This window comes from Pseudomonas sp. FG47 (genome assembly GCF_057809115.1).
This window is the reverse complement of sequence record NZ_JBMDJI010000001.1, coordinates 483,699-501,847: the sequence shown is the minus strand read 5'-3', so window position 1 is coordinate 501,847 and position 18,149 is coordinate 483,699. Positions and strand designations below refer to the sequence as shown.

General features: G+C 65.4%; 15 protein-coding genes. 4 read left to right on the top strand and 11 right to left on the bottom strand.

The genetic code is table 11. The features are described 5' to 3' along the window. Positions 1–210 precede the first annotated feature (210 nt). The 3 genes from ACODS5_RS02345 (at position 211) to ACODS5_RS02335 (ending at position 4,313) form a co-directional block, all read left to right on the top strand. A complete protein-coding gene (locus tag ACODS5_RS02345; RefSeq protein ID WP_134689869.1) occupies positions 211–2,901 on the top strand; it encodes a putative bifunctional diguanylate cyclase/phosphodiesterase in 2,691 nt (896 codons plus the stop codon). Positions 2,902–3,032: 131 nt separating this feature from the next. After that, on the top strand, positions 3,033–3,701 hold the full coding sequence (msrA, locus tag ACODS5_RS02340) for a peptide-methionine (S)-S-oxide reductase MsrA (RefSeq protein ID WP_134689870.1): 669 nt from the start codon (positions 3,033–3,035) through the stop codon (positions 3,699–3,701). 3 nt (positions 3,702–3,704) lie between these two features. Continuing rightward, the gene (locus ACODS5_RS02335) at positions 3,705–4,313 is read left to right on the top strand and encodes a glutathione S-transferase (RefSeq protein ID WP_134689871.1); all 609 of its coding nucleotides are present in this window, start codon (positions 3,705–3,707) and stop codon (positions 4,311–4,313) included. 170 nt (positions 4,314–4,483) lie between these two features. Here the strand turns inward: ACODS5_RS02335 and creD are convergent, their stop codons facing one another. The 4 genes from creD to rloA2 form a co-directional block, all read right to left on the bottom strand. Beyond that, the gene (creD, locus tag ACODS5_RS02330; RefSeq protein WP_489107808.1) at positions 4,484–5,812 is read right to left on the bottom strand and encodes a cell envelope integrity protein CreD; all 1,329 of its coding nucleotides are present in this window, start codon (positions 5,810–5,812) and stop codon (positions 4,484–4,486) included. Between the two features lie 109 nt (positions 5,813–5,921). Next, positions 5,922–7,355, bottom strand: coding sequence for a two-component system sensor histidine kinase CreC (creC, locus tag ACODS5_RS02325; protein ID WP_134689873.1), 1,434 nt, complete (start codon positions 7,353–7,355; stop codon positions 5,922–5,924). Beyond that, complete coding sequence (gene creB / locus ACODS5_RS02320) at positions 7,355–8,035, bottom strand: two-component system response regulator CreB (protein ID WP_134689874.1); 681 nt, start codon at positions 8,033–8,035, stop codon at positions 7,355–7,357. The genes creC and creB overlap by 1 nt, the downstream gene beginning before the upstream one ends. 108 nt (positions 8,036–8,143) lie before the next feature. Further along, positions 8,144–8,644, bottom strand: coding sequence for a retropepsin-like aspartic peptidase RloA2 (rloA2, locus tag ACODS5_RS02315; protein ID WP_489107807.1), 501 nt, complete (start codon positions 8,642–8,644; stop codon positions 8,144–8,146). Positions 8,645–8,826: 182 nt separating this feature from the next. On the opposite strand from rloA2, the gene yihG reads away from it, so the two are divergent. After that, the gene (gene yihG, locus ACODS5_RS02310; RefSeq protein ID WP_489107806.1) at positions 8,827–9,714 is read left to right on the top strand and encodes a 1-acylglycerol-3-phosphate O-acyltransferase, YihG family; all 888 of its coding nucleotides are present in this window, start codon (positions 8,827–8,829) and stop codon (positions 9,712–9,714) included. 36 nt (positions 9,715–9,750) lie between these two features. Here the strand turns inward: yihG and ACODS5_RS02305 are convergent, their stop codons facing one another. From ACODS5_RS02305 to ACODS5_RS02275, 7 genes are all read right to left on the bottom strand, one after another. Then, positions 9,751–10,323: a DUF2780 domain-containing protein gene (locus tag ACODS5_RS02305; RefSeq protein WP_134689877.1), complete on the bottom strand. Its 573-nt coding sequence runs from the start codon at positions 10,321–10,323 to the stop codon at positions 9,751–9,753. A gap of 130 nt (positions 10,324–10,453) precedes the next feature. Continuing rightward, positions 10,454–11,653, bottom strand: coding sequence for a formaldehyde dehydrogenase, glutathione-independent (gene fdhA, locus ACODS5_RS02300; protein WP_134689878.1), 1,200 nt, complete (start codon positions 11,651–11,653; stop codon positions 10,454–10,456). Between the two features lie 253 nt (positions 11,654–11,906). After that, entirely contained in the window at positions 11,907–12,764 is an 858-nt protein-coding gene (gene purU, locus ACODS5_RS02295; RefSeq protein ID WP_134689879.1) for a formyltetrahydrofolate deformylase, read from the bottom strand. 11 nt (positions 12,765–12,775) lie between these two features. Beyond that, positions 12,776–13,408 (bottom strand): sarcosine oxidase subunit gamma, encoded by a 633-nt coding sequence (locus tag ACODS5_RS02290; RefSeq protein ID WP_134689880.1) that lies wholly within the window; start codon positions 13,406–13,408, stop codon positions 12,776–12,778. Positions 13,409–13,529: 121 nt separating this feature from the next. Further along, complete coding sequence (locus tag ACODS5_RS02285; RefSeq protein WP_489107805.1) at positions 13,530–16,547, bottom strand: sarcosine oxidase subunit alpha; 3,018 nt, start codon at positions 16,545–16,547, stop codon at positions 13,530–13,532. Further along, complete coding sequence (locus ACODS5_RS02280) at positions 16,544–16,879, bottom strand: sarcosine oxidase subunit delta (RefSeq protein WP_011536147.1); 336 nt, start codon at positions 16,877–16,879, stop codon at positions 16,544–16,546. The genes ACODS5_RS02285 and ACODS5_RS02280 overlap by 4 nt, the downstream gene beginning before the upstream one ends. A 16-nt stretch (positions 16,880–16,895) precedes the next feature. Beyond that, positions 16,896–18,146: a sarcosine oxidase subunit beta family protein gene (locus tag ACODS5_RS02275; RefSeq protein ID WP_046857448.1), complete on the bottom strand. Its 1,251-nt coding sequence runs from the start codon at positions 18,144–18,146 to the stop codon at positions 16,896–16,898. Positions 18,147–18,149 lie beyond the last annotated feature (3 nt).

Here is an 18,149-nt window from a genome sequence, read left to right as displayed (position 1 = left end):
GTCCGCATGAATGCCACGACCCTGTAGGAGCCCGCTTGCTGGCGAACAGGTGCGTGGTTCGCCAGCAAGCTGGCTCCTACAGATTTCATGCAACTGGCCGACAACCTGTTCACAGCATCCCGCATGGCCGCTTGCCAGCCCACGGGACATGATGCAACCTTGCCCGATACGCCGGTTTCACGCCGTGCCCCCAGTTCAAGCGAGTCTTCGATGAAAAGCCAACCCGATGCCGCCAGCCGTGTGGCGGCCGAGGTCGTCACGCAGCTTCCCGTGCCCTCGCGGCTCGGCATGCTGCGTTTCGAACGGCTCAACGAAGCCAGCTGGGCCATGCTTTACCTCGACCCGGCCTGCGAACGCCAATTCGGCTTGCCCGCCGCCGAGCTGTGTGCCCTGATCGGCTCGCCCTACGCCAGCCTGATGGAGCCCGAGGCACGCTACAAGCTGCACGACGAGATCCAGTTGCAACTGAGCCAGCGCGGCTACTACCGGGTGCGCTACACCCTGCACGCCCACCCGGCGCCGCTGCGCCTGCTGGAAGTCGGTGAAAGCTACAAGCAGCACAACCGCCAACTGCTGCGCGGCTACCTGACCGTATTCGACCAGCAGGTCGATACCCCGGACCTCGACACCCACGACCTGGAGTCGCGCAACAACCGCCTGCAACTGGCCCTGCAACTGAACCAGCGAGCCCAGCAGGAACAGCTCGAGCACCTGGAGCGGGTGCGCGCCCAGCAAGACCTGATCCTGCGCCTGGCCCGCCAGCGCTACAGCATCGGCAACTCGCTGATCGAGGCCGCCGAACTGATCACCCAGAGCGCCTGCGAGATCTACAACGTCGACTGCGCCAGCATCTGGTACCTGCACGAGCAGCGTCTGGAGCCGATCATCGCCTGGTACCGCCGCGACCGGCAGCACCGCATGCCCGAGGCGATCGACGCCAGCCAGTTCCCCGACTACCTCGAGGCGCTGCACGCCAGCCGCGCCATCGACGCCCACAACGCCAGCCATGACCCGCGCACTCGCGAGATGGCCGAATCGCTGTACGCCAGCGACGACAACGCCATGCTCGACGCCAGCATCCGCATCGATGGCCAGGTGGTCGGTGTGCTGTGCCTGGAGCAGACCGGTCGCGCCCGGGCCTGGCAGTCGGATGAGATCGCCTTCGCCGGCGAGCTGGCCGACCAGTTCGCCCAGGTGATCAACAATCACAACCGGCGCACCGCCGCCAGCGCCCTGCACCTGTTCCAGCGCGCCGTGGAACAGAGCGCCAGCGCCTTCCTGCTGGTCAATCGCGACGGCGTGGTGGAATACGTCAACCCAAGCTTCACCGCCATCACCCAGTACAGCACCGAGGAGGTCCAGGGCCACCACCTGGGCGAGCTGCCGGCGCTGGAGAACCTTAGCGAGCTGCTGTTCGATTCGCCCTCGAGCCTGGCCATGGGCAATAGCTGGCAGGGCGAATTCAAGAGCCGGCGCAAGAACCTCGAACCCTACTGGGGCCAGCTGTCGATCTCCAAGGTGTACGGCGACAACCGCGAGCTGACCCACTACATCGGCATCTACGAGGACGTCACCCAGAGCAAGCTGGCCCAGCAGCGCATCGAGCGCCTGGCCTACACCGACAACCTGACCAACCTGGGCAACCGCCCGGCGTTCATCCGCAACCTCGACGAGCGTTTCGCCCGCGACAGCGACAGCCCGATCTGCCTGCTGCTGGTGGATATCGACAACTTCAAGCGGATCAACGACAGCCTCGGCCACCAGACCGGCGACAAGCTGCTGGTCAGCCTGGCCCGACGCCTGCGCAACAGCCTGAGCAATGGCGGCAGCCTGGCGCGCTTTGCCAGCAACGAATTCGCCGTGCTGCTCGACGACACCCACCTGGAAGACGGCCAGGGCGTCGCCCACCAGTTGCTGCGCACCCTCGACAAGCCGATGTTCGTCGACAACCAGTTGATCAACGTCACCGCCTCGGTAGGCCTGGCCTGCGCGCCGCTGCACGGCGCCGACCCGGCGACCCTGATGAAAAACGCCGGCCTGGCCCTGCACAAGGCCAAGGCCAACGGCAAGCACCAGGTCCAGGTGTTCACCGAGGTGCTCAACGCCGAGGCCAGCTACAAGCTGTTCGTCGAGAACAACCTGCGCCGCGCCCTGACCCAGAACGAACTGGAAGTGTTCTACCAGCCCAAGCTGTGCCTGCGCAGCGGCCGCCTGCTCGGGCTGGAGGCGCTGCTGCGCTGGAACCACCCCGAGCGCGGCATGATCCGCCCCGACCAGTTCATCAGCGTGGCCGAGGAAACCGGCCTGATCATTCCCATCGGCAAGTGGGTAGTGCGCCAGGCCTGCCGCATGAGCCAGCAACTGCGCGAAGCGGGCCTGGGCAACCTGCACGTGGCCATCAACCTGTCGCCCAAGCAGTTCTCCGACCCGGAGCTGGTCGCCTCGATCGGCACCATCCTCAAGGAGGAGGCGCTGCCGCCGCACCTGCTCGAGCTGGAGCTGACCGAAGGCCTGCTGCTGGAGGCCACCGAGGACACCCATCGCCAGCTCGACGAGCTCAAGGCCCTGGGCCTGACCCTGGCCATGGACGATTTCGGCACCGGCTATTCGTCGCTGAGCTACCTGAAGAAATTCCCGATCGACATCATCAAGATCGACCGCAGCTTCATCAACGAGATCCCCGACAACCAGGATGACATGGAGATCACCTCGGCAGTGGTGGCCATGGCCCACAACCTCAAGCTCAAGGTGGTGGCCGAAGGGATCGAGACGCCCGAGCAGTTGGCGTTCCTGCGCCGCCACCGCTGCGACGTCGGCCAGGGTTATCTGTTCGACCGGCCGATTCCGGGACGTGAGCTGAGCGAGAAACTGCGCCGCTATCCGCGCGGGCCGATGGACTGACAGCGGCGCAAACCTCGGGCACTATAGGGACCATTCGGCCCCATTCGCCGGCAAGCCGGCTCCTACGTAGGAGCCGGCTTGCCGGCGAATGGCCCACCCCCTATCCAACTGGAAAATTCAGAGGAACGGCCATGGTCCTGCGTTCGCAAATCCTGGTGAACAAAAACGTCCTGCCCACCGCGGAACAGGCCCTGCCTGGCCGCGAAACCCCGATGACCCTGCCCGAGTTCCACTACGTGTTCGAAGGCACCCCGCTGCTTGGCCCGTTCTTCGAAGGCGACATCGACTTCGCCATCTTCGGCCTGGGTTGCTTCTGGGGCGCCGAACGGCGCTTCTGGCAGCGCGAAGGCGTGGTCAGCACCGTGGTCGGCTACGCCGGCGGCTTCACCCCCAACCCCACCTACGAGGAAGTCTGTTCGGGCCTGACCGGCCACACCGAGGTGGTGCTGGTGGTGTTCGACAAGAACAAGGTCAGTTACCGCGAACTGCTGGCGATGTTCTGGGAGCTGCACAACCCGACCCAGGGCATGCGCCAGGGCAATGACGTCGGCACCCAGTATCGCTCGGCGATCTATTGCACCTCGCCGCAGCAACTCGAGCAAGCCCAGGCCAGCCAGGCCGCCTTCCAGGCCGAGCTGAGCAAGGCCGGCTTCGGCGCGATCACCACCGAGATCGCCCAGGCGCCGACCGTGTACTTCGCCGAGGCCTACCACCAGCAGTACCTGGCCAAGAACCCGGACGGCTACTGCGGCATCGGTGGCACTGGCGTGTGCCTGCCGCCCAGCCTGCAAGGTAACTGAGCCATGATCCTGTTCCATTCACCGCTGTCGCCGTTCGTGCGCAAGGTCATGATCGTGCTGCACGAGACCGGCCAATTGGAGCGCGTCAGCCTGCAGGGCGTGAACATCAGCCCGGTGAATGGTGACGCGCAGCTCAACCAGGGCAACCCGATCGGCAAGATCCCGGCCCTGCGCCTGGACGATGGCAGCGTGCTGCATGACAGCCGGGTGATCTGCGAGTATCTCGACACCCAGCATGTCGGCCTGCCGCTAGTGCCTCGCGAGGGCTCGATGCGCTGGCGGCGCCTGACCCTGGCGTCCCAGGCCGACGCGATCATGGATGCCGCGGTGGCCACGCGCTACGAGACCTTCCTGCGCCCGGCGGACAAACAATGGGACGGCTGGGTCGAGGCCCAGGGCGAGAAGATTCGCCGCGGGCTGGCGAATCTGGAACAGGAGCACCTGGCAGAGATCATCTCCGGGTTCGATATCGCCTCCATCGGCGTGGCCTGCGCCCTGGGTTACCTGGATCTGCGCCAGCCAGCGTTCGACTGGCGATCGCTGTACCCAGGGCTGGCCACCTGGTTCGCCCAGGTCAGCCAGCGGCCGTCGATGCTGGCCAGCGCTCCCTGAAGGGCCTCGCTAACCGGGTAGGAGCCAGCCTTGCTGGCGAAGCAGGCAACGCGGTGGATGGCACCGGCGGCGCCGGTGTTCGCCAGCAAGGCTGGCTTCTACCGCCGGCGTGCCGGCAAATAGCGTACTGATGCGAACCGCCAACCAGCGCCCAAGCTCCCTATCCTCCCTCATGCCGCCCTCCCCACCCGCGACCAGTCCAGCCGCCGGGTCAATACCATGAACACCCCAAGCAAGCCGAAGCACAGCAGCGAGCCCATCAGCAGCGCGTAGTCCTCGGCGCTCAGCAGCCCATAAAGCATCGCGTACAACGCCGCCAGCCCCGCCGCGAAGCCGACTCCACGGCCCAGGCTGCGCAGCACATGCGCCAGGTAGAAGCCGATCAGCAGCACACAGGCCGAGGCCGACAAGCCATAGGCCAGGGCGAAGCCCAGGTGCTCGGACAGCGACAGCAACAGCAGGTAGAAAAACGCCAGCGCCACGCCCACCAGGATGTACTGCACCGGATGCACGCTCAGGTGCTTCAACACCTCGAAGAGGAAGAAGCCGGCAAAGGTCAGAGCGATGAACAGCAACGCATACTTGATCGCCCGTTCGCTCTTGAGGTACTGGTCCACCGGATCGACGAAGCTCACGCCAAAGGTCGGGCCGGTGAAGTCCGCGCACTGCTGGGCGCCGACGCACTGACGCAGGGCATCTTCCAGGTTGGTGGCGAAGAACGAGGTCTGCCAGTGGGCGCTGAAGCCCTGGTCATCGATGGCCCGGCGGCTGGGCAGGTAGCTACCGATAAAGCTTGGGTGCGGCCAGTTGGCGCGCATGTCCACACTGCTGCTGCGGCCCACCGGCAGCACATGCAACTGGCCGGTGCCCTGCAAGACCAGGTCGAAGCCGTAGGCGAACTCGCGGGCCTGTTGGCCATCGAGCTGGGGCAGGCCGACATGCACGCCGCCACGCAGCCAGTCCAGGCCAGTGCCCGCCTCGAACGCCAGACGCTGGTCGTCGAAGGTCAACTCCAGACCGTTCTCGATACCGCGGATATCACTGATCCCGACCGCCAGGTACGGCTTGTCGAAGCGGTAGTCCTGGTAGTCCTTGTCGATACCCCAGCGCTCCGGCAGCTTGAAGCGCCCGCTGATACGGCTCTTGGCGTGGAACAGCCGCGCCTGGTAGATGCCGCGGGCGCGCAGTTCGGTGTCAACGCCGACATCGGCCTCGAAGGTTTCTGGCAGGAAGTACAGATTGCCCGTGACCGTGCTGGTTTCCTGCACGCTCTGGCCGTCCTTGTCGATCCAGCGCCGCTCGTACTTGCGGTACGGCACCACCAGCAAGGGACCGGTGATCTGCTGGTCGAAGCTGGAGCTCTGGGCGATGTCGCGCAACACGCCGTCGCGCAGCGCCTGGCGCTCATCGATCAGGCCGCCGATCATCAGCAGGGGGATCAGCAACAGCAGGATCAGCACGGCAATCAGGCCGAGCTTGAAACCGAGGGTCTTGTTCATGGGTAGGGCTCCGTTTGCGATGGCGGCAGTGTCTGCCTGCTACATGGAGCCTTCAGGGAGCGAATGTGGAGATTGTGTGGAGAATGGGCCGCAAAGCGGCCTCGGTACTTCAGTTGAACCGTCGCGCCGGCAACCAGAGCCGCACCCGTACCCCATCCTCGACGTTGTCCACGGCCAATGCCCCACCATGCAACTGCATCACCTCGGCCACGAAGTTCAGCCCCAACCCAGTGCTCTTGCGCCCGGTGGCGGGCCTTGGCAGCGAATAGAATCGCTCGCTCACCCGTTCCAGCGCATAGTCGGGAATGGCCGGCCCCTGGTTGACCAGGCTCAGCGCCACCCGCTCGCCTGCGACCTCCAGCGCAAAGGCCAACATGCCTTGCGCTGGGGTGAAGTCCAGCGCGTTGTCCAGCAGGTTGGCCAGGGCCTGGCGCATCAGGAACGGGTCGCAGAGCAGCCTGGCGCTGGCCGGTATGTCCTGGCGCACCCCTACCCCTGCCGCCTCGATACGCGCGCCCTGGGCCAGCAGCAGCTCCTCCACCAGCCCCGCCAGCGGCACCTGCTGTTCGTCCTCCAACGCCTGCATCTGTTCGACCCGGGCCAGGTTGAGCAGGCGCTCGATCATCTGCTGCAAGCGCTCGCTTTCGCGCTCGATATTGCCGGCGAAACGCGCCCGCTGCGCATCCGCCATCTCGCCCTGCAACAGCTCGGAAGCGCCGCGTATCGCCGCCAGCGGGCTTTTCAGCTCATGGGTGAGGGTGTGCACGTAGCGCTCGACATAGGCCTTGCCCTCCAGCTGCGTGCGCATGCGCTCCACCGCCGTGGCCAGTTGCAGCAGCTCGCCGCCCTTGTAGTGCGGCAAGGCGGCGCGCTCGCCCGCGCTGACCGCCTGGGCGTAGTGGGTGAGCCGCCGCAGCGAGCGGGCCAGCCACCATGACAGTGCCGCGCCGACCAGCAAGCCGAGCACGATCAGGCCCAGGCCCAGGCTCAACAGGCGCTGTTCGGAGCGGTCGATGTAGGGTTGCAGCGAGCTGTTGGGCTTGGCCACGGTGACCACGCCGATGACCCGGCCCTCATCGAGGATCGGCGCCGCCACATGCATCACCGAGGTGCTCTCGTCGTCCGGGTCACTGCGGGTCGAGCGCGCGCCGTACTGGCCACGCAGGGTCAGGTAGACATCGTTCCAGCGCGAATAGTCCTTGCCCAGGTCCTGTCCGGTGGAGTCGAGCAGCACGATGCCATTGGCGTCGGTCACGTAGATACGGTGACTGACCTGGTTCTTCGCCAGCCCCCAGATCTGCGCGCTGGGGCGCCGTTCGCCATAGGCCTTAAGCACCTGGGCCAGCCGGCTCTGGTCCAGGGTGCCGCGCTTGACGTCGTCGCGCAGGATCTCCGCCAGCAGGTTGGCGGTGTCCACCAGGGTCTCCTCGGACGACTGGCGCACCACCGGGCGAATCTGCTCGCGCACGGTGTTGAGCAGGAAATAGCCGGCCAGCCCGACGAACAGGAAGTACACCAGGAAAATCCGAATGCCCAGGCGCATCAGGCGTGTTCCGGGCTGTAGCTGTAGCCCAGGCCGCGATGGGTCTGGATCGGCTCGGCGTCGGGTACCACCTGGCGCAGTTTGGCGCGCAGGCCCTTGATATGGCTGTCGATAGTGCGCTCGTAGCCGGCGTCCGAGGCCACGCCCAGGCGGTCGAGCAACTGTTCGCGGCTCAATACCCGCCGCGGCTGTTCGAGCAGGCTTTGCAGCAGGCGAAACTCGTGACGGGTCAGGGCCAGCGGCTGGTTGCGATAGACGATGCGCATGGCCAGCGTGTCGAGCTGAAACGGCGATGCCTGCTCGACCGGCTCTGGCCGGGGTGCCATGCGCTTGAGGATCGCCCGCACCCGCGCGGCCACCTCACGGGGGCTGAACGGCTTGACCACGTAATCGTCGGCGCCGATTTCCAGGCCCAGCACCCGATCGATCTCGGCATCGCGGGCACTGAGGAACATCACCGGCACCTCGCTGAAGCGGCGCAGCTGGCGACAGGTTTCGAAGCCGCTGATATCGGGCAGGCCGATGTCGAGGATCACCAGGTCGGCCGGACGCAGGCGCTGCTGCTCGACGGCGGCGCTGCCCAGGCTCACCCACTCAGTGCTGTGGCCATCGGCCTGCAGGGCAAAGATCAGGGTGTCGGCGATGGCGGATTCGTCTTCGACAATGAGGATATGGGGCATCTGAGCGGCAAGCCTCGAGCTGCAAGCTTCAAGTGAAAGCGGATCGCGGCAACTTACACCGATCCGCCGTTTCTTGCAGCTTGTCGCTCAATGCTTGCGGCTGCTGGATCAGCAGCCCGGGTTGCCCGCCGTGAATTTCGCGCGCGGATCCACCGCCGCCTTGAACTTGCGCAGGGCCTTGGAGCCGATCAGCAGCGGGTAGCGGAAGTTGCTGCGGTCGACCAAGTTGACCTCCACGGTGCGCTTCACATCGCCCAGGCACATTTCCAGGTCGATCACCGGGCGGTGAGAGAGCGCTGGCGCCTCTTCCTCGTCTTCTTCATCGGCGCGGTTCTTGATCTTGCTGATGCGCGACACTTCATGCTCGTAGACCTTGTCGCTGGCGCCTTCGGTGGCCAGGCGAAAGCGCACCCACTCGTTGCCGTCGCGGCTGAACATCTCGATGTCCTTGGCCGACAACGAGGCGGTCCAGGCACCGGTGTCCATCTTGGCTTTGAGGGTGTGGCCGATTTCCGGCAGCTTGATGTTCTCGTAGCGTCCGTAGATCGTCGGTTCGGCGGCCATGACCGGCAGCGCCAGCAGGGACAGCAGGGCAAGCAAGGATTTCACGGGCAAGGCTTCCTTGAGTTGGGACAGTGCTTAGACTACGCAGGCAGGATAGGTTCGTTGCCACAGGGTAAACAACACAATGTGAAACATTTGTCCCAGTTAATGGACGTACGACGTTTGGCGTAGGCCGCTGCCCTGCTTATCATTGCCAACCGTTTACCTCACACAACAAGAGTTCCCTTATGCGTCGCCTGCTGACCGGCATCCTCACCCTCTCCCTGCTGCTGCTCAACACCCTGGTGCTGATCGGCCCGCTGCTGGTCTTCGCCCTGCTCAAGCTGGTCTTGCCCGGTCGGGGCCGCGACTACGCCTCGGCGGCGGTGATGTGGATCGCCGAAACCTGGTCGGAAATCGACAAGGCCATCTTCGCCCTGTGCATCCCTACCCAGTGGGACATCCGCGGCGTCGACAAACTGCGCCAGGACACCTCCTACCTGTGCGTCAGCAACCATCAAACCTGGGTCGACATCCCCGCGCTGATCGAAAGCCTCAACCGCCGGGTGCCATTCTTCAAGTTCTTCCTCAAGAAGGAACTGATCTGGGTACCGCTGCTGGGCCTGGCCTGGTGGGCGCTGGACTACCCGTTCATGAAGCGCTACAGCAAGGCCTTCCTCGACAAGCACCCCGAGCTCAAGGGCACCGACCTGGAAATCACCAAGGCCGCCTGCGAGCTGTTCAAGCGCCAGCCGGTGACCGTGGTCAACTACCTCGAAGGCACCCGTTTCACCGAGGCCAAGCGCGCGCAGCAGCAATCGCCCTACCGCCACCTGCTCAAGCCCAAGGCCGGCGGCGTGGCCTTCGTCTTGGCGGCGCTGGGCGAGCAACTGGACGCGCTGCTGGACGTGACCATCGTCTATCCCGGTGACCAGGCGCCGGGGTTCTGGGCGCTACTCAACGGCAGCATCAGCCGGGTGATCATCGATATCCGCGTACGCGAACTGGACCCGGCGCTGTGCGCGGGCGATTACGAGAACGACCCGGCGTTCCGCCAGACCGTGCAGGCGTGGGTCAACCAGCTGTGGCTGGACAAGGACCAGCGTATCGAGGAGCTACGCGCCGAGATGCGCTGAAGCCACACGCGGTCCTACAATGTCCGCGTCAGGCACTCAGACCGATGGCTGGCTCAACGGCGCAGGGGTGTTCCACAAGTTTCCCAGATTCTGCAGCAACGACCCGGCAATCCCCTGCTGCCCCAGGTACTGCAGGATCAGCGGCGCGAACTGGCCGATCATGCCGGTATCCATGCCCAGCGCCTTGAACGCATTGTCCAGGTCGCCGCGGTTCTCCACCTGGTTGCCCAGGGCGTTGCTCAAGGCAGGGGCAGTCTTGTCGTTGCCCAGCAACTGCCCCAGGCCACTCAGGCCGCCCAATCCATTGGCACCGGACAGCAGGTCCAGGCCCGGCACCGCCTTGGTCAGCTGGCCATAGTCATCGCTGCTCAGGTTGTTGCGTGCCAGCCCCAGCATCGCCCCGGCACCGCCAACGGCCTGCTCGGGGGTGATCTTCAATTCGCTGCCCAAGGTGTTGAGCAGGTTGGCCTGGGCGGCGGGCGCCTGGACCTGGCCATTCTGCTGCGGGCTTTGCGCGGCGGACACGGCATTGGCGACGTCGCTTAAGTTGAAGGCGAACACCGGGCTTGCGGCCAGGGTCATCAGGGTTGCCAGGGTGAGTGCTTTCATCGGGAGGGACCTCGGTCGGCCGGAATGGCCGGGAAACGAGGCATATGACTGGCACGCCGAAGCTTTGTTCCGGGCCGGCCATCGCTCGGCAAGCCGCCCCCGCCAGGAAGCGGCTTGCCGGCGAACGCGCTTACGCGGCGCTGAAGGTCCTGTGCGGGTCGATGACGAATTTCTTCGGCACGCCGGCATCGAACTCACCATAGCCTTCCGGCGCCTGGTCGAGGCTGATCACCTGCACCCCCACCACTTCGGCGATGTTGATGCGGTCCCACATGATCGCCTGCATCAGCTGACGGTTGTACTTCATGGTCGGGGTCTGGCCGGTGTGGAAGCTGTGCGACTTGGCCCAACCCAGGCCGAAGCGGATGCTCAGCGCGCCGATCTTGGCCGCGGCATCCACCGCGCCCGGGTCCTCGGTCACGTAAAGGCCCGGGATACCGATCTTGCCGGCGACACGAGTCACCTGCATCAGCGAGTTGAGCACGGTGGCCGGGGCCTCGTGCTTGGCGCCTTCATGGCCATGGCCACGAGCCTCGAAGCCGACCGCGTCAACAGCGCAGTCGACTTCCGGCTCGCCGAGGATGTCGACGATCTGCTCGTGCAGCGGCGTGTCCTTGGACAGGTCGACCACTTCGAAGCCCTGGGCCTTGGCGTGGGCCAGGCGGGCCGGATTGAGGTCGCCGACGATCACGCAGGCGGCGCCCAGCAAGCGGGCGGACGCGGCGGCGGCCAGGCCGACCGGGCCGGCACCGGCGACATACACGGTGCTGCCTGGGCCAACACCGGCGGTGACAGCACCGTGGTAGCCGGTGGGCAAGATGTCCGACAGGCAGGTCAGGTCGCGAATCTTGGCCATCGCCTTGTCGCGGTCGGGCAGTTTCAGCAGGTTGAAGTCGGCATACGGCACCAGCACGTACTCGGCCTGGCCACCCGTCCAGTCGCCCATGTCGACATAGCCATAGGCGCCACCGGCGCGGGCCGGGTTGACGGTGAGGCAGACACCCGTGTGCATCTCCTTGCACGAACGGCAGCGGCCACAGGCGACGTTGAAGGGTACCGAGACCAGGTCACCGATTTTCAGGCGCTCGACGTCACGCCCCATCTCGACGATTTCACCGGTGATTTCGTGGCCTAGCACCAGGCCGACCTGGGCGGTGGTGCGGCCGCGGACCATGTGCTGGTCAGAGCCGCAGATGTTGGTGGAGACCACCTTGAGGATGACACCGTGCTCGATCTTCTTGCCGCGCGGGTCCTGCATCTTGGGGTAGTCGATCTTCTGCACCTCGACCTTGCCCGCGCCGAGATACACCACTCCACGGTTACCAGACATGCTCTTACCTCGCTTGATTTGTATTTATGCAGCGGTGGTGGAAAGCGCCGCCGTTTCCGTGGGCGGCCTGTGTTACTGGAATGAGGGGGATTGTGGGCTGGATAGGTGGTGGGGCGGTGACTGGATGCGACAGGGGGATGTCTGATAACGCCGAAGCACCGCCTACCCTGTAGGAGCCTTGCTGGCGAATAGCAGCAACTGCGTGGCGCGGCGGTTCGCCAGCAAGGCTGGCTCCTACAGGAATCGTGGCAAATCAGAGCACCACGGTGCGATTGGCATTGAGGAACACCCGCCGCTCGATGTGATACCCCACCGCCCGCGCCAAGGTCAGGCACTCGATATCCCGCCCCTTGGCAATCAGGTCCTCGGGGTAGTGGCCATGGTCCACCACCTCGACCCCCTGGGCGATGATCGGCCCTTCGTCCAGGTCGTTGTTGATGTAGTGCGCCGTGGCGCCAACCATCTTCACGCCCTTGTTGTAGGCCTGGTGATACGGCTTGGCCCCCTTGAACCCCGGCAGCAACGAGTGATGGATGTTGATCGCCCAGCCATCCAGGCGCCGGCACAGCTCCGGCGACAGCACCTGCATGTAGCGGGCAAGAATGACCAGCTCGGCACCACTCTGCTCGATCACCTGCAGCACCTTGCGCTCCTGCGCCGGCTTGTCGTTGGGATCGAGGGCGAAGTGGTAGTAGGGAATCTTGTGCCAATGCGCCAGGGGTTCGAGGTCGGGGTGGTTGGACACCACCGCGACCACGTCCATGGCCAGCTGGCCGATGCGCTGGCGGTACAGCAGGTCGTTCAGGCAATGGTCGGCCTTGGACACCATGATCACCACCTTGGGGCGGTGGTTGGGCGCGGTCAGCTCGAAGGCCATGCCGAAGGCTTCGCTGCGCTCAGCCAGGCCTGCGCGAAAACCGTCTTCGTCGAAAGCGTCCGGGGCGCGGAACTCCACGCGAATGAAGAACCGCCCCGACAGCCGGTCGTCGAAGGAATGGTGCTCGGTGACGTAGCAGCGCTGCTCGTAGAGATGACGCGTCACCACATCGACCGTGCCGAGCATGCTCGGGCAGTCGGCGGTGAGAATCCAGGTGTCCGGTGCCCGACTCATGGTGCTGCTCCTTAGGCTTCGATGGCCAGGCCGTACTCGGCCGATGCGTCCTGCAGCCACAGCCACCAGTAGTCGGAGAAGCTGCGGCGGATCACCAGCTCCCAGGTGTCCTCGGCGGTGCGGCGGATCACCAGTTGCGACTTGGCGAACACGGTGCCGACGGCCTTGCCGACCGGGAAGTTGTTCGGATGCACATCATAGCTGGTGGATTTCATCAGAACATCGCGCACGTTCGGGCCGCGCAGCTCGAGCAGGGTCTGCCCGCCGCTGACGTTGACCACCTGGACATGCTGGCCGTCGAGGGCGTCGCGCAGCTTCTGCTCGACGGCGAACTCCTGGCCGCCGGGGACGATCAGCAGGTACTCGTCCGGGCCCATCCACTGCAGCGACATCTCGCCGTTGGCGACCACGGTAAGGGCCACCGGCAGTTCCAGGCCCAGGGCCTTGTGCACGGCGCCAGCGAAGGCCGGATCATGGCCATCGCCACGCAGGGTCAGGTGGCCGAGGAATTTCTTTTCGCGCAGGGTCACGCCTGCGTTCTTGCGGCCCTTGCCGACCAGGCTGGCCAGGTCGGCGTGGTGCAGTGGCGACTGGGCCTTGGCGTCGGCGCCGGGGTTTTGCTGGAAGACGTTGATAGCGCTCATTTGTTACCTGCCTTGAATTCTTGTTCGTCGATACGACGCAGCGGTGTGGTGAGGCCCAGGGCCCTGTTCGCCGGCAAGCCGGCTCCTACAGGAACGCGGCCTACCTCCACAATCCCTGAAATCAAACGTTCTGCCGCTCACCCTTCGGATCGAAGAACACCGAAGACACGATCTCGGCCTCGATCACGCTGCCATCGGCCTGCGGCGAATACACCCGCTCGCCCATGCGCTTGAGGCCGCCCTTGACCACGCCCATGGCGAACGAATAGCCCAGGGAGTTGGCCGCATAGCTGGAGGTGACGTGGCCAACCATGTCCATCGGGATCGGCTGCTTGGGGTCGAATACCAGCTGCGCCCCCTCCGGCAGCCAGACGTTCGGGTCTACTGGCTTCAACCCCACCAGCTGCTTGCGGTTCTCGCGGGTGGTGTCCTCGCGGTTCATGCCGCGCAGGCCGATCCACGAGAAGGCCTTGTTGCGGCCCACGCACCAGCTCATGTTGAGGTCGTCCGGGGTCATCGAGCCGTCGGTGTCCTGGCCGACGATGATGAAGCCCTTCTCGGCGCGCAGCACGTGCATGGTCTCGGTGCCGTAGGGGGTCAGGTTGTACTTTTTGCCCGCCTCGACGATCTGCTCCAGCACGCCCATGGCGTAGTTGGCCTGCACGTTGATCTCGTACGACAGCTCGCCGGTGAACGAGATGCGGAACACCCGCGCCGGCACGCCGCCGACCAGGCCTTCCTTCCAGCTCATGAACGGGAAGCCGTCCTTGTCCAGGTCGATGTCGCTGATCTCGGCCAACAGCTTGCGGCTGTTGGGGCCGGACAGGGTCATGGTCGCCCAGTGGTCGGTGACCGAGGTGAAGTACACCTTCATTTCCGGCCATTCGGTCTGGTGGTACAGCTCCAGCCATTGCAGCACGCGGGCGGCGCCGCCGGTGGTGGTGGTCATGATGAAGTGGTTGTCGCCGACGCAGGCGGTGACGCCGTCGTCGAAGACCATGCCGTCTTCCTTGCACATCAGGCCGTAGCGGGCCTTGCCCACGTCGAGCTTGGTCCAGGCGTTGCTGTAGATGCGGTTGAGGAACTCGCGGGCGTCCGGGCCCTGGATATCGATCTTGCCCAGGGTCGAGGCGTCCAGCAGGCCGACGCTGTCACGCACGGCCTTGCATTCGCGGGCCACGGCGCTGTGGATGTCTTCGCCGGGCTTGGGGAAGTACCACGGGCGCTTCCATTGGCCGACGTCCTCGAACTCGGCGCCGTTCTTGATGTGCCAGGCATGCAGGGCGGTGAAGCGCACCGGCTCGAACAGGTGGCCGCAGTGCCGGCCGGCTACCGCGCCGAAGGTCACCGGCGTGTAGTTGGGGCGGAACATGGTGGTGCCCATTTCCGGGATGCCGATCCCGAGCGAACGGGCGGCGATGGCCAGGCCGTTGATGTTGCCCAGCTTGCCCTGGTCGGTGCCGAAGCCCAGCGCGGTGTAGCGCTTGACGTGCTCGACCGATTCGAAGCCTTCGCGGGTGGCCAGCTCGATGGCGGCGGCGGTGACGTCGTTCTGCTGGTCGACGAACTGCTTCGGCGCACGGGCGGTGCCTTTGTCGTGGGGCACCTGGAACAGCGCCACGGTGGCCTCTTCCTTGCGGGCCAAGGTTTTCGGCACGGTGCCGATGCTGGCCTTGAAACCGGCTTCGGTGGCAGCGCGCACGCCACCTTCGAAGCCGTCGGCGATCACATCGCCCAGGGCATAGACGCCATTCACGCCACCGACGCACACGCGCTTCTGCGGGGCATCGCCGGGCACGAAGCCAAGGATGTCCTCACGCCACACCGGGCGACCGCCCAGGTGCGAAGCCAGGTGCACCACCGGGCTGTAGCCGCCGGAGGTGGCGATCAGGTCGCAGTCGAGGGTTTCACCAGGGCTGGTGACCTTGTGCGCCTGCACATCGATGGCGGCCACGCGGGCGCCGGTGACGTGCTTGCTGCCCTTGGCCTCGATCACGGCGCTGGAGGTGAGGATGCGGATGCCCTTGGCGCGGGCTTCCTCGACCAGCGAACCACGTGGGTTGTGGCGCGCATCGGCGATGGCGACCACCTGCAGGCCGGCGTCGTGCCAGTCCAGCGCGGCGCGGTAGGCATGGTCGTTGTTGGTCGACAGCACCAGCTTGCGGCCCGGGGCGACGCCATAACGGCGCACGTAAGTGGACACGGCGCCGGCCAGCATGTTGCCCGGCAGGTCGTTGTTGCCGTACACCAGCGGACGCTCATGGGCGCCAGCCGCCAGCACCACGCGGTTGGCGCGCACGCGGTGCACGCGCTGACGCACCTGGCCGATCGGGGCGCGGTCGCCGAGGTGATCGGTGAGCCGTTCATGGATGGTCAGGAAGTTGTGGTCGTGGTAGCCATTGACCGTGCTGCGCGGCAGCAGGGTAACTTCCGGCAGGCTTTCCAGCTCGGCCACAACCGCATTGACCCAATCGGCGGCCGGTTTGCCGTCGAGGGTTTCGCGGCTGTCGAGCAAGGTGCCGCCGAACTCTTCCTGCTCGTCCGCCAGGATCACCCTGGCACCGCTACGCGCGGCAGCCAGAGCGGCGGCCAGGCCGGCGGGGCCAGCGCCGACGATCAGCACGTCGCAGTGCTGGTTCATGTAGTCGTAGCTGTCCGGGTCGTTCTGCAGCGGTGCGCGACCCAGGCCCGCCGCCTTGCGGATGTACTTCTCGTAGGTCATCCAGAACGACTTGGGGTACATGAAGGTCTTGTAGTAGAACCCGGGCGGCATCATGTTGCCGCCGACCTTGCCGATGATGCCCATCATGTCGTTGTTGACGTTCGGCCAGCCGTTGGTGCTGGTGGCAACCAGGCCGGCGTACAGCGCCTGCTGGGTGGCACGCACGTTGGGGATCTGGGTGGCTTCGCTGGCGCCGATCTGCAGGATCGCATTCGGCTCTTCGGTACCGGCGGCGATGATCCCGCGCGGGCGCGAGTACTTGAAGCTGCGCCCGACGATATCGACGCCGTTGGCCAGCAGCGCGGCGGCCAGGGTGTCGCCGGCATAGCCCTGGTAGGTCTTGCCGTTGAAGGTGAAGTTCAGCACCTTGCTGCGGTCGATACGGCCGCCGCTGGCGAGGCGATAGGTCTGGCTCATACTTTTTCCCCTTGGCCCTTGGCGGTCGCTGGCGCGGTGCTCTGTTTCGAGGTGGCGGTGACCTGCGGTTTCTCGCCGATCTTGTAGGTTTCCAGAATCTCGTAGGTCACCGTGTCACGGGTGACGTTGAAGTACTGGCGGCAGCCGGCGACGTGGTCCCACAGCTCGTGGTGGATGCCACGCGGGTTATCGCGGAAGAACATGTAGGTGCCCCACTCCTCGTCGGAGCAGGCGTTCGGGTCCAGCGGGCGGGCGATGTGGGCCTGGCCGGACGCGTGGAATTCTTCCTCGGAGCGCAGCTCGCCGCAGTGGGGACAGAAGATTTGCAACATGACGGTTGTCTCCGGGTCAGTGGGCGACGGCAGCGGCGCCGTGTTCGTCGATCAGCGCACCGTTGTAGAAACGGTCGATGGAGAAAGGCGCGGCCAGCGGGTGCATCTCGCCCTTGGCCAGGCTCGCGGCGAACACGTTGCCCGAGCCTGGTGTGGCCTTGAAGCCGCCGGTGCCCCAGCCGCAATTGAAGAACATGTTCTTCACCGGGGTCTTGGAGATGATCGGGCAGGCGTCGGGAGTGGTGTCGACGATGCCGCCCCACTGGCGGTTCATGCGCACGCGCGAGAGGATCGGGAACATCTCGACGATCGCCTGCAGGGTGTGCTCGATGACCGGGTACGAACCGCGCTGGCCGTAGCCAACCCAGCCGTCGATACCGGCGCCGATCACCAGGTCGCCCTTGTCGGATTGGCTGATGTAGCCGTGCACGGCGTTGGACATGATCACGCTGTCGATGATCGGCTTGATCGGCTCCGATACCAGCGCCTGCAACGGGTGCGACTCCAGCGGCAGGCGGAAGCCGGCGAGCTTGGCCATGTGCCCGGAGTTGCCGGCGGTGACCACGCCGACGCGCTTGGCGCCGATGAAGCCCTTGTTGGTCTCGACACCGATCACCGCGCCGTTTTCCTTACGGAAGCCGATCACTTCGGTCTGCTGGATCAGATCCACGCCCAGGGCATCGGCGGCCCGGGCGAAGCCCCAGGCCACGGCATCATGGCGAGCCACGCCGCCACGGCGCTGCACGGTGGCGCCGAGGATCGGGTAGCGGGTGTTCTTCGAGCAGTCGAGATAGGGGATCTCGGCCGCCACTTGCTCGGTGCGGATCAGTTCGCCGTCGACGCCGTTGAGGCGGTTGGCGTTGACCCGGCGCTCGGAATCACGGATGTCCTGCAGGGTGTGGCACAGGTTGTAGACGCCGCGCTGGGAGAACATCACGTTGTAGTTGATGTCCTGCGAGAGGCCTTCCCACAGCTTCATGGCGTGCTCGTACAAGTGCGCCGACTCGTCCCACAGATAGTTGGAACGCACGATGGTGGTGTTGCGGGCGGTGTTGCCGCCGCCCAGGTAGCCCTTCTCGATCACCGCGACGTTGGTGATGCCGTGCTCCTTGGCCAGGTAGTAGGCGGTGGCCAGGCCATGGCCGCCACCGCCGACGATGACCACGTCGTAGACCTTCTTCGGCGTTGGCGTGCGCCACATGCGCTGCCAGTTTTCGTGGTGGCTGAGGGAGTGCTTGAAGAGGCCGAAGCCCGAGTAACGTTGCATGGT

Excerpts from the sequence above, each read along its gene's own strand:
- purU (WP_134689879.1), bottom strand. The coding sequence starts at position 12,764 with ATGAGTCGGGCACCGGACACCTGGATTCTCACCGCCGACTGCCCGAGC.
- ACODS5_RS02290 (WP_134689880.1), bottom strand. The coding sequence starts at position 13,408 with ATGAGCGCTATCAACGTCTTCCAGCAAAACCCCGGCGCCGACGCCAAG.
- ACODS5_RS02305 (WP_134689877.1), bottom strand. The coding sequence starts at position 10,323 with ATGAAAGCACTCACCCTGGCAACCCTGATGACCCTGGCCGCAAGCCCG.
- msrA (WP_134689870.1), top strand. The coding sequence starts at position 3,033 with ATGGTCCTGCGTTCGCAAATCCTGGTGAACAAAAACGTCCTGCCCACC.
- fdhA (WP_134689878.1), bottom strand. The coding sequence starts at position 11,653 with ATGTCTGGTAACCGTGGAGTGGTGTATCTCGGCGCGGGCAAGGTCGAG.
- ACODS5_RS02275 (WP_046857448.1), bottom strand. The coding sequence starts at position 18,146 with ATGCAACGTTACTCGGGCTTCGGCCTCTTCAAGCACTCCCTCAGCCAC.
- creB (WP_134689874.1), bottom strand. The coding sequence starts at position 8,035 with ATGCCCCATATCCTCATTGTCGAAGACGAATCCGCCATCGCCGACACC.
- ACODS5_RS02280 (WP_011536147.1), bottom strand. The coding sequence starts at position 16,879 with ATGTTGCAAATCTTCTGTCCCCACTGCGGCGAGCTGCGCTCCGAGGAA.
- yihG (WP_489107806.1), top strand. The coding sequence starts at position 8,827 with ATGCGTCGCCTGCTGACCGGCATCCTCACCCTCTCCCTGCTGCTGCTC.
- ACODS5_RS02335 (WP_134689871.1), top strand. The coding sequence starts at position 3,705 with ATGATCCTGTTCCATTCACCGCTGTCGCCGTTCGTGCGCAAGGTCATG.
- ACODS5_RS02285 (WP_489107805.1), bottom strand. The coding sequence starts at position 16,547 with ATGAGCCAGACCTATCGCCTCGCCAGCGGCGGCCGTATCGACCGCAGC.
- creC (WP_134689873.1), bottom strand. The coding sequence starts at position 7,355 with ATGCGCCTGGGCATTCGGATTTTCCTGGTGTACTTCCTGTTCGTCGGG.
- ACODS5_RS02345 (WP_134689869.1), top strand. The coding sequence starts at position 211 with ATGAAAAGCCAACCCGATGCCGCCAGCCGTGTGGCGGCCGAGGTCGTC.
- creD (WP_489107808.1), bottom strand. The coding sequence starts at position 5,812 with ATGAACAAGACCCTCGGTTTCAAGCTCGGCCTGATTGCCGTGCTGATC.